This is a genomic window from Pseudomonas fluorescens (genome assembly GCF_002022275.1).
Lineage (GTDB): Bacteria > Pseudomonadota > Gammaproteobacteria > Pseudomonadales > Pseudomonadaceae > Aquipseudomonas > Aquipseudomonas fluorescens_AJ.
In genome coordinates this window covers 566,510-580,724 of record NZ_MSDF01000014.1, presented here as the reverse complement: position 1 = coordinate 580,724, position 14,215 = coordinate 566,510, and the positions used below count along the sequence as shown (strand labels likewise).

9 protein-coding genes are annotated in these 14,215 nt (G+C 58.3%); all 9 read right to left on the bottom strand.

Going from position 1 to position 14,215, the window contains the following annotated elements:
- Positions 1-178 precede the first annotated feature (178 nt).
- Positions 179-1,171 (bottom strand): AraC family transcriptional regulator, encoded by a 993-nt coding sequence (locus tag BFW87_RS10930; protein WP_078739841.1) that lies wholly within the window; start codon positions 1,169-1,171, stop codon positions 179-181.
- A gap of 67 nt (positions 1,172-1,238) precedes the next feature.
- The gene (locus tag BFW87_RS10925) at positions 1,239-5,840 is read right to left on the bottom strand and encodes a hypothetical protein (protein WP_078739840.1); all 4,602 of its coding nucleotides are present in this window, start codon (positions 5,838-5,840) and stop codon (positions 1,239-1,241) included.
- Positions 5,841-5,955: 115 nt separating this feature from the next.
- On the bottom strand, positions 5,956-6,933 hold the full coding sequence (locus BFW87_RS10920) for an asparaginase (RefSeq protein WP_078739839.1): 978 nt from the start codon (positions 6,931-6,933) through the stop codon (positions 5,956-5,958).
- 77 nt (positions 6,934-7,010) lie between these two features.
- Complete coding sequence (locus BFW87_RS10915; protein WP_078739838.1) at positions 7,011-8,456, bottom strand: alanine/glycine:cation symporter family protein; 1,446 nt, start codon at positions 8,454-8,456, stop codon at positions 7,011-7,013.
- A 309-nt stretch (positions 8,457-8,765) separates the two neighbouring features.
- The gene (locus BFW87_RS10910; RefSeq protein ID WP_078739837.1) at positions 8,766-9,215 is read right to left on the bottom strand and encodes a GNAT family N-acetyltransferase; all 450 of its coding nucleotides are present in this window, start codon (positions 9,213-9,215) and stop codon (positions 8,766-8,768) included.
- Positions 9,202-10,422: an MFS transporter gene (locus BFW87_RS10905; RefSeq protein WP_078739836.1), complete on the bottom strand. Its 1,221-nt coding sequence runs from the start codon at positions 10,420-10,422 to the stop codon at positions 9,202-9,204. The genes BFW87_RS10910 and BFW87_RS10905 overlap by 14 nt, the downstream gene beginning before the upstream one ends.
- Positions 10,419-11,570, bottom strand: a complete 1,152-nt coding sequence (locus BFW87_RS10900) for an ATP-grasp domain-containing protein (protein ID WP_078739835.1) — start codon at positions 11,568-11,570, stop codon at positions 10,419-10,421. The genes BFW87_RS10905 and BFW87_RS10900 overlap by 4 nt, the downstream gene beginning before the upstream one ends.
- A 3-nt stretch (positions 11,571-11,573) precedes the next feature.
- On the bottom strand, positions 11,574-12,809 hold the full coding sequence (locus BFW87_RS10895; RefSeq protein WP_078739834.1) for an aminotransferase class III-fold pyridoxal phosphate-dependent enzyme: 1,236 nt from the start codon (positions 12,807-12,809) through the stop codon (positions 11,574-11,576).
- A complete protein-coding gene (locus BFW87_RS10890) occupies positions 12,806-14,212 on the bottom strand; it encodes a hypothetical protein (RefSeq protein ID WP_078739833.1) in 1,407 nt (468 codons plus the stop codon). Before BFW87_RS10890 ends, BFW87_RS10895 begins: the two co-directional genes overlap by 4 nt.
- Positions 14,213-14,215: the final 3 nt, after the last annotated feature.

Below are 14,215 nucleotides of genomic sequence, written 5' to 3'. Positions count from 1 at the left end.
TAAATATGGCCAAAGTAAGTGACCGTAATTCGCCCTTCAATGGCATGAGTTGAAGACGAACACTGTTCCTGTGGCGAGCGGGCTTGCCCCGCGTTGGGTTGCGTAGCAACCCCAAAAATGGGACTGCTGCGCAGTCCAACGCGGGGCAAGCCCGCTCGCCACGGGTTTTTAGTGGTTGTTAGTGGCGCATCAGGCTGGGGGCTACGCCACTCCAGCGCACAAACGCATGGCGAAAGCTCGCTGTCTCACTGAAGCCCAACTGTTCGGCGATCTGATGAATCGGCATCTGGTCATGTGCCAACCACAGTTTGGCCTGCTCAAAACGCAGCTCGTCGAGCAATTGTTGGTAGCTGCACCCTAACGCCTGCAAGTGCCGGCGCAGGGTGCGCGCCGAGCAATTCATCTGCGCGGCCAAGCCATCCAGACCGGGCGCGGCGTGCAACTGGTCGGCCAGCAACTGGCGCACGCGATTGAGCCAGGCCTGGCGCCCGGTGAATTCAGAGTTCTGTTTGCGGCAACGCTCCGCCATGGCCCGGTGGGTGATGGCATCCGCCAGAGGCAACGGTTGTTGCAGCCACTGCTGGTCGAAGGCAAACCCATTGGTCAGTGCGTCAAATTGCATGGGGCAGTCGAAACGTTCGGCGTAACGGGCGTGGTAATCCGGCGCCGTGTAATTGAAGCGTGCTTCACGCAAGGGTAGGGCGCGGCCAAGCAAGTCATCACAGATGACTTTCATCGACACCAGGCAAAACTCCACGTTGAACGCTGCCAACTCGGGATTTTCCCGATAGTCGCCGGCGGTCAGCCAGATCTGCTCGCCGTCTTCCACCAGGCTGAGCTCGAAAAGTGTTCCCAACAGCGCCGGGTAGCGCAGCGCCAGGCGCAAAGCGTCACCTAAGGTGGCACTGGTGAGCAGCGCGTAGCCGAGTAACCCATAGCAAGACACGTGCATACGCTGGCCCAGTTCCAGGCCGATGTCCTGGCGCAGGGCCACGGCATTGGCGCACACGCGCATCTCCTGGCAGGTGGTGATGCGCGTGTCGGCGCGGTTTAGATCGGCCACGCCAATACCGCTGCCAGCCAGCAGTACGTCGCTCGCCAGGCCCTGACCCTGGAAGGTGGTCAGGACCAGGGATACGGCGTTGAGGGTGGTCAGGTGTGAATGCAGCATGGGAAAACCGGTGCCAGGGTGTACAGCACAAGCAGCAAGTTGCATGCCGCCCCGCCGGCAGCGCGGATCAATTACCGGATTCGGATTTCGGCCTCTCGAAAAATAGGCGTCGGGCTTGTTCCAGGCTGATCTCGCTACGCAAAAAATTGACTCTCTGCTTGCTGGTCAAGCCTTTGAGAGTGTTGGCTGCAGCCCCCATGCGATGTTCTTCGACGGTCTTCAAGCGTGCCGACAAGTAGGCCTTGTCGGGCGTCCACTCGGCACTGTAATGAAATTCGGCATACCAAAGTACTTCATGACTGAGGCGTTCGCTGATGCTGTATTCCGACACGTAATCGGCCTTGTGCCCCCTCTGCCGGCGGTTGAGGGTCTTTTTGATGGTGATCGCGTCATGCTGCTTGAGCCAATCAAGTGCCCAAGCGGTGGGCGGGTGTTGCTTGATCGCGCTGAGCACTCGCGTGTTGCTGTTCTGAAAAAGGACGTCAACAGCATCGACCAAGGCTTTTTTTACGCTACTGGCTGGAAGCGTTTCGCTCTCGGTGTCGTTGCTTGACGTCAGCGCGTGTTCGATGGCATTGGCGGCCTGCTCCAGGCGAGCCGCCTGCTGGTGGTAGAGCTGTTCGATACTGATAGGCGTTCGGTCTGGCCTGACAGCGCGGGCGCTGGCGCGCACCTGAAATGCCGGCAACTCGTCGAGCAACGCCTGCCCGCGTCGGATATGGGTCTGGATATCCACTGGCGAAGGTGTCGTGGGCGGTGTCTTGAGGCGTAGGGCCCAGACACCTTTGGTTTTTTCATGGAAGGTGGCGATTACTTTGCTGGTGACCGGCGAGGTGACATCCACCAGCCAGGTTTCTTTCGCCAGATCAGTCAACCGCGGTTCGCCAATGAGCTGCCCATGAAAGCGCGTGCGGATGTATTTTTTGTGCAGCCTGGGCGGGGTGGGCGGCGGTGTCGGACGGCTTCGTACGCGGTCTCGTTCGGCCGTCGACACGCCAAGGCCTCTGATGGCTTGGCGCTGATAGGCGGCCAGTTGGCTGCGCAGCGTTTGCAGCGGCGTTGGCAGGGCGTGCTCTGAAAAATCGGTGGCAAAATCCTGCAGTTGTTCGTCCTGAGTCTGGAACTGCTCGATCAAGCTGTTGAGGGTGTCGATCTGTTCGTCGAGTTGCGACTCGCTTTGTTCAAGCAGGGTTTCCTGCAAGCACTGAATCGATATCTCGGCGCTGTTTACGATCTGATCGAGCGTCGACCAGGCAACGGGCGCCGTCTCAATACTGGTAGGAGCCAGGCACAAGTTGCGCGAGATCGACACGCGTAACGCTTTCAATTGGTCCACGCCATAGCCGGGCAGCGTGCCCTGGATGATGCTGATCAGGTGCTTGCCATCCCTGCCCAGCTGATCAAGCTCACTGAAACGGCTCTGCATGTATTCCAGGTGTTCAATGGTGACCGGAATCAGCTCGTTCAGGCTTTGGCCATCTTCGATGTGGCGGTCTTGTGGCGACTCGGCCTGGCGCTCGATTTGTTCCAGTGTGGTGCGCAGTTTCGGGGTAAAACGAGTGAGGATTTCGCGCAAACTTTCGCCTGTCATTTTAGTTTGCGCCTTGATATAGCCCAGGGCTTTTTGCGGGTAGTCCGGTGTGGGTGCGTTGACACTCAATTCCTTGAGTTTTTGCAAGGCCGATTCGTACTCCTTGCGCTGGTTATCCAGGGTTTGGAGGTAGGTCTGTCGACGCGCTTCGGCTGACGTGGAAGGTCCCGCTTCCATGGCCAAGCGCGTTTGTTCCAACTGGCGTTGGGCGGTTTTTTTGGTTTTCTCGAACGTGTCCAACTGCAGGCGTAGCTCTTGTGCGCGTTTGAGCGCCAAGGCCTGTGCCTTGCGGGTCAGGTATTTGGGGCCGCCCCCGCGCAGGCGCAGGCGGGTATCGACAAACCATTGCCCTTGGCTGTTGTGGATCAACGGCGGGCCGGTGCGCTCCGGTTGAGCAGGGTCGACAATCAGCACGCTGTCGTTTTCGTCAACCAACACCTGGAACCATCGCGTGCCCACTGGCGCGTACCAGGTTTGCCCTCTGCCATACAGGTGTTGATGTGCCCCCAAGGCGGTGTTGGCCGGCCCCAGCGCGGCGGGTTTGGCTACTTTGAAACTGTCCAGCACGGTCGCCAGGCGCAGCGGCGTACGGTTTATTGCGCCACTGGTATGCAAGGGTTGGTCGTGGTTGCTCTGCGCGTCCGAAGTAATCGTCGCCAGCTTTTTGATAATCGGGGTTTTTGGTTTAACGATGGGGCGCGGGAGCTTGGTAGCGGCAGGCGCGTCGAACTCACGGCGTGGCGCGTTGCGGCTGACGCTGTGCAGGGTGAGTGCCATGCCGATGTTCAGCAGCAAGTCGGTGAGGGCTGCCCAGGGTGACTGTTGTTCAGGATGGGCCTGGGCGTCGACCACGTTTTGCAGCTGATCCATGATCTGCCAAATCCAGGCAGCGACGCCGACTGTCCTGCCGAGGAAGGGCAGCGCCGCATTGAAGATCATCCAGCCGGCGCGCTTGAAGGTGGCCCATCGGGCATCGCTGTTGGAGACTGATTGGCGGTCGGCCAGTTCGACCAGGGCGTTGGCATTGGCGTTATACAGCGTGACGAACTGATCGCCAGCCAATGTGTCCGTGCCGAGCACGACCGGGCCGCTCATGATCAGCAACTTGATGGGGTCTACCACGAACTCGACCACTGTCCAGGGCGAGGGTAGTTGACCCGGGAACACATACTGGGCGTAGTCATTTCTTGAGTCATCCGGCAGCCAGGCGAGTACCGAGTCCCGCAGGCTCGCGGATTGTTGGAGGGCGTAGATCAAGTTGGTGGGCGAGGGGTATTGGCTCAGCGGCTGGTCGAGCAGTGGCCGGTACAGCAAGCAAGGGCCAGCCGCCGGGTCGATGGGGCCGATGATGAACATGTTGGCGACCGTGTCCTGCGTGGTGTCCAGTCGCCTTGTCGGCTCGAACGCCAACGGCCGCATAACGATCGGTTGACCCTGCACAAAGCGGTCATCGGGTTCCGCCTGCATCACCGCCACCACGTAACGAAAGCCGAGCTCATCAATGCCGGCCTCGTCGCGAATCTTGCACTGCAGCGCAAGCAACGGCAGTTGAAGACGCAGGTGCTGCGCGTAGAGCGTCTGACGGCGTTTGGATTCTTGTGGGTCGGCGAGCAGTTTTTGCTTGATCAGCGCGGGGTAGGCGTTACCGATGTCCGCTCGGCTGATCAGCGTTTTCAAGTAGTCAAAGGTCAGCCAGTCAGGAAGGGCTTGAGCGCTTTTCTTGCGCAGCGTGGTGACGCCTATGGGCAAGGCGATCAGGTTCTGCAATGCCAGTTCTGCAACGCTGAATACTGACGTGTCGAATTGCCCTGGCATTGGGAATAATCCCCAGAGCACCGGGCTCTTGACCCCAATGTCCAGGTCTTCGAGAAGTTGAGGGGCGGCGTTGGGGTGATCCTTACGCATTTGGGCATTCAGCACGTCCAGTGCGTATTCCTGAATCGGGCTGATGCCATCCTGATAAGACTGGCCCTGATTTGAACTGTGCAAGGCCGCCAGGTCCTTGAGATAACGCGAATAGGTGTTCTGGTCTGAGTCAGAGGCGCTGGTGAGCCACTCGGGGAGAGCATGGATGAATGGTTGCAGATCGGGGGCTGCCACGGTGGATTGGGGGGTTGGCGGTGACGCCAGGGGTTTCTGGGGAGCGTCCGGTTCGCGTAAATCCGAAAAATCAATGGCACCGATGGCGGCAACCTGCAAGCTGACGAAGGCACACGCCAGGTAGTCGAAAAAATCACCATCGGGTTCAAGCAGGCGCCACTGAATGGTTTTGTGGGTGATGGAGTTATCCAGAAGGTTGGGCAGGTCCTTAGCGAGTAGTTCCAAGGTGCTGTATTTTTTGAAGCCCAGGAGCAGTGACTGAGTGAGGATGACGTCGCGGCCTTCCTGTTGACCGATGACGACGCTGATCAGGTGCTCGTTGAGGTGCGTGACTTTGCCAGCCGCGTCGATCTCGTCGATATCGATCACATAGGCCCGCACAGCATTGGGATCACTGAGCAGGCGTGTCGTGAGGTCGGGTGTGCGGTACAGCTCATTCGCCATCTCGCGGTCTGCGGCGGTCCAGCCAGAGAGATCTTTAACATCCCAGAATTCACGTAACGCAGTGGACAGCGAATGCCAGCGCGGGCCGCTGTCACCCTCGGCGCCATTCCAGTACGCCAGCTGAGTCTGTTGATAGCCACGCAGGATCACGGGCGCCAGGGTATTGAGCATTTCGGCAATGTCGAGAATGCGCACCGGCAGATGCACCGCCGGCTCAACGATAGGCAATTGGGTCAGGAAGTGTTCTCCCTCCAGGTACAGGGCGGGAATCGCTACCACTGACTGGATCGCCAGAAGGTCGGTCAGTGCGTTGTAATAGCGACCGGCAGGGACGACATGGTCATCGACAATCGCCCATGCCGGCGTGCCGACCACGGCAATATCGGGATCGATGTCCAGTGACGGATACAGCTTCTGCAATTGTTCGCGCAGTAACCCGGCGGCGACTTCGCGAAAAGCGGGGCCGATGGACATTTGCGTGATCAGTGCTGCGGTGAGGTTGTGAGGTTGGGCCGTTGAAAGGGTGGCGGTCATGGAGCGTCCTGGCGTGCATGAGAATGGCAACGACCCCAGGGTTGTCCCGGGGTGTTGTCATGCTAGAAAACGCACGCTCAGCAACGGTGGTGCTTATGTAGGTTGGCGCTGGCGCTCAGCGCAACTCACCGCACAGGTCCAGCTCCACCAGACGGCGGATTTCCTGAGTATCGAGCCCGGCACCGATCAGCGCATTGAGCTTGCCGAACGCCGCTTCGCGGGTCATGCCGCCACCGGACAGCACGCCGACGCCACGCAGGCGGCTGCCGGCTTCGTAGACGTCCAGCTCCACGCCGCCTTCATGGCATTGGGTGATCGCCACCACCACAATCCCTTGGTTGTGCGCCCGTTGCAGACTGGCGAGGAACGCAGGATTGTCGCTCGGCCCGGTGCCGCTGCCGAAGCATTCGAGGATGAGTGCCTGGATGCCGCTGTCGATCAACGCGTCCAGTTGAATGGCCGCGATGCCCGGTACCAGCGGCAACACGCCGACATTGGCCAGCGCCTTGGGTTGGCGGTAATGCAGGGCTGCAGGGATCATGTCTGCCTGGGCCACACCGCCATTGCGTTGCAGAGCGGCAAACGGGTTGCGGCCAAAGCTGCGAATTTTTGCGCAGCGGGTCGGTGCCATCAGCGCACCGTGGAAATACAGCTGCACACCGGCTGCCAGGCCTTCGCCCAATGCGGCCAATGCACCGCTGACGTTTTCCCAGGCATCACTGTCGGGCACGCCAGCCGGCAACATGGAGCCGGTGAACAGCACCGGCGCCGGCAGGCCCAGCAGTTGGAAGCTCATGGCGGCCGCGCTGTAGGCCAGGGTGTCGGTGCCGTGCAGGATCAGCACGCCATCGCAGCCCTGATCCACTGCGTCGATCACGGCGGTGTGCAGGCGCTGCCAGTAAGCGGGCGTCATGTTGGCGCTGTCGATCAGCGGCGCCATTTCCTGAAAGCGCCAAGCGGGCAGTGGCTGGTTGGCGAGTTGCTCGCGCATGCGCGCTTCGAAACCGGATGCGGGGGCCAGGCCGTTGGCGCTGGCCTGCATGCCGATGGTGCCGCCGGTGTAGAGCACCATGACGTTATTGGATGCTGACATTGAGATTCTCCTGAACGAAAAACGCCGCCGGGCCCAGAGCATGCCCAAGGCCGGGCGGCGTGTCACTGCTGATCGTTTTAGCGTTGCGCTTGAGCGTTCAGTTCAGCCGATGGAGCCACTTGCGGTTTTGCCGGATTCGCCGGCCACGCGGTGCGGTCCAGGTCCAGGTCAGGGAACTGGCTGGAGTCGAACACCGGCGTCTTGATGCCCGCTGCGCGCTGGTTGTCGTAGTCGTTCAGGATGCGCATGGCAATCTTGAACAGGAACGCCAAGGCGAACAGGTTAACGAACGCGAGCAGGGTCATGGTGATGTCGGCAAAGGCGAACACGGTGCTCAGGTTCTCGATCGAGCCCCAGAAAATCAGTGCCAGCACCAATGCGCGATAGCCCATCAACACCTTGCGGTTGTTACCGACCAAAAAGCGCAGGTTGCTCTCGCCGAGGTAGTAGTTGTACATGATCGAGGTGAACACGAACAACGCCAGGGCCACGGAGATGAACATCCGGCCCCAGTCGCCGACTACCGCGGCCAGGGAGTTCTGGGTCAGGGCAATACCGTCGCCTTCGAAGCCCGGGGTGTAGAAGCCGGAGAGCAGGATCAGCAGCGCGGTGCAGGTGCAGATCACGAAGGTGTCGAGGAACACGCTGAACGCCTGGACCACGCCTTGGGCAATCGGGTGTTCTACCGAGGCGACTGCTGCGACGTTAGGCGCACTGCCCAAACCGGCTTCGTTGGCGAACACGCCGCGTTTCACGCCCATGATGATCGCGCTGCCCACCAGGCCACCGAATGCCTGGTCCAGACCGAAGGCGCTCTTGACGATGGTCGCGAGCATGGCCGGCACGTGGTCGAATTGCAGCACGATCACGTAGAGGGTCACGGCGATGTAGACCAGGGTCTTGACCGGCACCAGCAGGTCGGCGATCGACGCGATACGCTTGATCCCGCCGATGAACACCAGGCCCAGCAATACCGCCAGCGCCAGGCCGGTGTAGGTGGTGTCCAGGCCAAAGGCGCTGTTCAGCGAGTGGGTCACGGCGTGGGCTTGCAGACCGTTGAAGGCGAAACCGAAGGTCACCAGCAGCAGGAACGCGATGACCATACCCAACCAGCGTTTTTGCAGGCCGTGCTGGATGTAGTAAGCCGGGCCGCCACGGTAGGTGCCGTCGGCGTCGGTGCGCTTGTACAGCTGGCCGAGAGAGCACTCGATGAAGCTCGAAGACATGCCCACCAATGCGGTGACCCACATCCAGAACACGGCGCCCGGGCCGCCCAATGTCACGGCAATGCCGACACCGGCGATGTTACCTGCGCCTACGCGGCCGGCCAGGCTGAGCATCAGCGCCTGGAACGAGCTGAGTTGGCCGGAGCTGCTTTTCAGGCTGTCTTTAAACACCGAGAACATGTGGAAAAAGTGACGCAGTTGAACGAAACGCGAGCGGATCGTGAAATAACCGCCGAGCCCGACAATGAGCACGATCAGTACTTTCCCTGAGAGGAAGTCGTTGATGACTTCGAGCATGGAGTGTTCCTCGCTGATTTTTCTAATGGCAAACGCAGGACGGTCCTAGGCATCGCTCAGCACCAGGCAGTGCACGACGCTTCGACCCCAATCCTTTTGCGGGTGTTGTTATTCATGCGGTTTCGCGTTGTACCCGGGCCTCGTTACTGACGGCCGCAGACGCGAAGAGGGGCGGCACTATACCTAGCCGAGCGGCATACGTCTGCATGAGGCGATTAAAGGACGCTGCGGTGGCCAGTGACAATGGATGCAGGGAGCGCTGTACGCTCACGCCTGGGGTCGTCACCCAGGCGCAGGTCTATCGGGGTTTCAGCGCTGGTAGATGTCGGAACGGAAGACTTGCCAGATATAGTTCGGTTGGTTGACTGGCACAAACCCCATCTTTTCATACAGCCACGGAGCCGTCGTGGTGGCCAGTATGATTCGGCGCAGTTGCCCGGCCTCGGGGCCCGCCAATATGCCTTCGGACACCCAGAGACCCAGGCCTTTACCTTGATATTGCTCGTCGACGAAGACATCGCACAAATAGCCGAACGTCGCAAAATCCGTCACCAGTCGGGCAAAGCCGACTTGCCGTTCATGGTGATAGACGCCCATGCACAAGCTGTTATCAATGCTTAGTTGCACCCGATCACGGGTAATGCCTTTGGCCCACGTCGACTGAACCAGAAACCCATGGATAAACTCCACGTCCAGCAGGTGCTTGTCTGCGCTCAGGCTGTAGCCCTCAGCGGTAAAAAAATCATCATTCTTTTTCATTATAAAGTTCCATTTTACTAAAGAATTTGACCCTGGCCGTGAGGGCGACGAGCCCTGCTCCCACCATAGCCAACAGCACATTCAAAAACCACAGGTTGTGCTCAAAGGCGCCGTCCTCTGTACTGAATGCTCCCGCTATCAGGTTTCCACTGACACTGCCTACCAGGCCTGCCAGCCCCAGCAGGGAGAACGCGATCGCCAAGTAGTGCTTTTCGCTTCTACTTCCGGCCACGGTATCAATCGCAGGATCAATAATTAACTCGCCCAGCGTGAAGAACGCGATGGCCAGCAAAAAAGGCGTGCTGATGCCGGACATGCCTATGATCAGAAACGCCAGCACCATGAACAGAAAGCCAATGAAAATGGCGGCCCAGTGAGAAATGAAGCGCGATAAGTACATGTTCAGCGGCACTTGAAGACACATCACCACCCCGGCGTTGACCCAAAAGATATAGGCCACCATTTCATTGCCCCAAAAATGCGCGGCATGCAGCGGAAATGAATATTCGAGCTGGATGTATAAAAAGCTGTAGAGGGCGTACAGCGCCAGCAATAACAGGAAAAAAGGCTTAACCATCAAGCTTTTCACGCCGGTGCTAAAGCTCGCTTTCTTCAGGTCCGCCACGATGGCAATCGCGGGTAATCGCAGGGTCAATAACAGAAAGAGGGCAACCATTTGCACAACGGCGGCGGCGATGAAAAAACCGACGACATTGAAGTCAAGCATGGACGCGCCAATGGCACTGCCGATGGCAACCCCCAGGTTGTTGATGGTGCTACGCAGGGAAAACAGCAAGAGCTGATCCTGCCCAGGCGTTAGCGTGGAGAGCAACGCCTTGGAGGCGGGTGTGAAAAACGCTTTGCTGACACCTAACAGCAAGCTGAAACAACTCAGGTACAGCGCGTCGTCGATCCCGCAGGCAAATACCAGGTAGCAGATAATTTGCAGCCCCAGCCCCAGCCGCATCGCCAACAGTGGGCCTTTGGTGTGGCCGATATAGCCACCCAGGAAAGAAGCACCATATTGGCCGACCAGGAAAAGTGTCAGCTGAGTGGCGGCGAAGGCCGGAGAAAAATGCAGGTACCGCACCAGGTAAACCATGAAGAACGGGATAACCGAGAAATACCCGATTGCCGTCAACCATTGAATCAACAGCACGCGCATTGCCGGCACCGGCAGGGCTTTTATCATCGACAAGACATTCACGCTATTTCAACCTCGAACTGTTGCTCGACCTCAGTGATACGTTCGAGCAGTTCAGTTCTTGAACCGGCCGAGACAATGAAGCTGCCGTAGCGATCCGAGGAATTGGTCATGGGGGCTATCACCATCCCGGGAGAAAGCTTCCAGTCCAGCCAGTGAATATCCGCCGGCAAACTCCCTTGCCAGGCTTGGCAGTGCCGGACAGTGCCCGGTAAGTACTCAAAGTAATGGATGGCGGCACAACGGCGATTAAGCAGCTGCACCTCGACGGGCGTGCCCAGCAGTCGGTCAATCGAGGCGGAGACCATGTCGAAACCGGTCGCAATTTCCACCAGGCTCCAGATCCTGTCACCGCCAGGCCGGTTATGGCACTCGATGATATGGATCGCTTCATCGTGCAGCTTGAACTCGATATGGCCCGGACCGTTTCGTAGCCCGATCGCATCCAGTATCTGCTGTAGATAGCCCCACTGGGCGGCACTGATAAACGTCTGTGCGGGATCAATAACGTGACCGACTTCCACCACTCCGCAGGGCTGCGACAAGCGCTTCTCGGTCACGGCCAGCTTGAAGTGCTGCCCATCAATGCTGAAGGTTTCACAGCTGAACTCGCGGCCCTCGACATAGTCCTCAAGGATGCACCGACTGGAGGGCGGGCCAATCAGGCCACCTTCCTCAATAATGCGCACGCCCACACTTCCGGTGCCATCGACGGGCTTGAGTACTTTCTTGCCAGAAGCAATCCAGGGTTCGTCGATATCGCCAGGCCGAACCCATTCAAACCCCACCGTGTTCAGGCCCCTGCGTTCGAGGGCCTGTCGGGTCATTAATTTGTCCCGGCAGGTAAAGGAGCAGTGCAGGTCGGGTCCAGGGACCTCCAGTACCGATGCAAGTATCGACGCGCATTCCATGCCCAACTCTGTAAACGAGTAAACCCCGTCAAACGTGAACTGACGCTGTAACTCCAGCGCACGTCTTACCAATGCGTTGACGTCATTGAAGTCCAAGAGGTTGTCCGGATCGACAAGCCCACGCTGGTAGGGCGTGACCCGAGCAGGTTCAGTGATCAGTATTACGAAAGCTTTGGCTTCGACTTTCTTCAGGTAATCATCGGTGGGCCCGAGTAACAAAACAGTAGGCTTGCTATCCATGGGTTAACACTCCGCGACGACTGCGGTGAATACATCGATAAATCTGCTGTAGTTGTCTGCATTCATCGTCAACGATGGCAGCACTTTCAGACAGCTGGGTTTGTTGCTGCAGACCGTGGTCAATATTTGATTGGCGAACAGCGAATGCCAGACGAAAAAGCAGGTCTGGGCATCGCCAAACTCCACGATGACGCAGGCGCCCAGTGCTTGAACCTGAAGCGGCGGGTCAACAGTCTCGGCCACCCCATGCAGTGCCTGTATAAAGGCATTGCGATGTTGGTTGGCAACGCTGTCCGCCAGGCATCGGTCAAGTAACGCCAGTGCTGTGAGGGCCACACTGAAGCCCAGCGCATTGTTCGCGAAGGTTGATCCGAGTATTTTCTGACAGCCTGGCCGACCGAAAATCGAGTCGGCAATGGGTGCCCTCATAAGCAGGTGGGCACTGGGGAAGAAAGCGCCCGTCAATGACTTCGAGAGCAATAAGATGTCCGGTCGCACTGTCCAGCCCAGTGCCTGCATTGCACTGTAGTGACCGCAGCGTCCGAGCCCGGAAAAAATCTCGTCGCAAATACTCACCGTTCCCGACGCCGTGCAGGCCAGCAGCAGCCGTTCAGCATCCTGCGCCGAACAGCTGACGCCGCCGCCGATGGCCTGGAATGGCTCTATCAGCATTGCCGCAAATGTCCCGCTGGCCAGTTCGCGTGTTGCCTGGTCGATGTCTTCGAAGTACACCACGTCCAGCGGGCAAGGCAGTGCTTCAAAGCCCTGGCGCCACAACTCATTATCGGTGAGATGCATCGCCAGGCTGCTGCTGCCGTGAAAGCACCCACGACGGACTAAAAGGCGAGAGCGGCCGGTGTGTATCAGCGCCGCCTTGATCGCCCCTTCCACCGCCTCGGTTCCGGTCGTCAGCGTGGAGAGCCGCCAAGGGCCGCTCAGGTTCAGTCGTTCAATTAATGCGATCGCCAGCTGTGCCGAAAGGTCATTGAGCCCCAGCGGTGTGACGCAGGGGATATCCGCCTCCAGGGCGGCAGATAACGCATCCTTGAGCGCCTGGTGGTTATGGCCGAATATCGCTGCGCCGTAATGACCCACCAAATCCAGCCAAGGGCTCATTGAGTCATCGTATAAATACTCACCCTTGGCACGCACAAATACCGGTTGTTCCCCCAGTTGGTGCAGCACCTCACTCCAATGAGGGTTGATGAACGCTTCATAGCGCGCAATCAAGGCACTCATGCAATGTAATCAAGCATGCGGTAATTGATGGCGGGCATTTGCAAGGTAATGTGGTAGTCATGGAGCTGCTCCCACGCGCGAATATTCAGGTCCAGGAGCAAGGCATACGCATTGGCCGCCGTTTGCTGTTCTTCGATACTCAATTCACCGACTTCGGCCAGCATGATTCTGGAGATGTACTGATGGCCCAGCTTCTCGTTGAGTGACTCGTGCTTGCGCGAGGTTTTGTTGAACAACGGCGTGGCGTTGTTCGCTGCGGACAATTCATTCAGCAAATTAACCTGGCCAGGCAAGCCTTCGGTGATCGTAGCCGCAGCAAAATAAGCCACCAATTCTTTGGAGGCCAGGCAGGTGTAGAGATCGCAAACCAGTTGGCCAAAGGGGGTGGGTAGCGACGAATGCAACTGTGCTTCGGTCATTCCCAGCGCCTTGCAGGTCTTCAATTCATACAGCTCGTGACCCGCCTCTTCCATGTAATAACGGCGAGCCAGTTTTTTCAAAGGGCGAGGCAGACGCTGCGCGATGGCCGGTGAGATGAGGTCTACAAATCGATCTGTAATGTAGTATTCCTGCGCGTAGCTGGCGGCAATCAAAGCATCACGACCACGGCCGGTTGTGACCAGTGCTTGCTGATACTGGCTGGGTGCTACGTGCTCCATGAAGTCCAGCCCCCAGCGCTCCAGACGAACAGCCAGGTTGACCCCGGAATCTATTTCCTCGATTTGCAGTGCCGGGAAATCCACCTTGCGCGCATCAATCTTCTGGCTCTTGTTCAAGAGCCACACCAACACACTGAGACACTTTCTTAGCTCGCCGGCCCAAAATGCCGAATATTCGATCGAGGACGCGTTGTCGTGGTGACCGGTCAGGGCGTGCAGCAGTTGTTTCGCCGCCATGACGGCGGGCGGGCAGGTAACGGTCCAACATAACAGTGTGAGCTTGGTGTACTTGATATACACGTGCCCGCTTTCGGCAAGCACTTTCCTGACAGAGGTGTGGTGCAGGTTTTCGATGAAATCGAGCAATCGATGGCACAGCGCGGGGTCGTCAAAGTCAGTGTTCTGCAGCGCATCCATGGCTTCCGCCAAGCTGTCCTGGGTAATGTTTCGCTTACCCTGCAACGTATGTTCAGGACTGGACTCGCGAACTAACCCGGCTTCATTCAAGTGATCAATCAGCGCGCGAACTTCGTCTGCTTCATGACGCTCGGTCAGCGAGCGCCACTGTGCGTTGTCGGGACTCTTCAAGTCCTGAACAGTGGCGATAAGTTCATCGCACGCCTGGGTTTCTATCACAAACTCGGAGCCGGTCTCCCCCAGTTCAAAAATCCCGGCGCCGGTCTTTTCAATATGACCAACTTTCAAATAAGGCTTTTTAAATGCTTCCAGCGACCAGGCGTCCATTGC

Bases quoted from the DNA above. Each gene is read 5' to 3' on its own strand.
- BFW87_RS10930 (WP_078739841.1), bottom strand. From the start codon at position 1,171: ATGCTGCATTCACACCTGACCACCCTCAACGCCGTATCCCTGGTCCTG.
- BFW87_RS10925 (WP_078739840.1), bottom strand. From the start codon at position 5,840: ATGACCGCCACCCTTTCAACGGCCCAACCTCACAACCTCACCGCAGCA.
- BFW87_RS10920 (WP_078739839.1), bottom strand. From the start codon at position 6,933: ATGTCAGCATCCAATAACGTCATGGTGCTCTACACCGGCGGCACCATC.
- BFW87_RS10915 (WP_078739838.1), bottom strand. From the start codon at position 8,456: ATGCTCGAAGTCATCAACGACTTCCTCTCAGGGAAAGTACTGATCGTG.
- BFW87_RS10910 (WP_078739837.1), bottom strand. From the start codon at position 9,215: ATGAAAAAGAATGATGATTTTTTTACCGCTGAGGGCTACAGCCTGAGC.
- BFW87_RS10900 (WP_078739835.1), bottom strand. From the start codon at position 11,570: ATGGATAGCAAGCCTACTGTTTTGTTACTCGGGCCCACCGATGATTAC.
- BFW87_RS10895 (WP_078739834.1), bottom strand. From the start codon at position 12,809: ATGAGTGCCTTGATTGCGCGCTATGAAGCGTTCATCAACCCTCATTGG.
- BFW87_RS10890 (WP_078739833.1), bottom strand. From the start codon at position 14,212: ATGGACGCCTGGTCGCTGGAAGCATTTAAAAAGCCTTATTTGAAAGTT.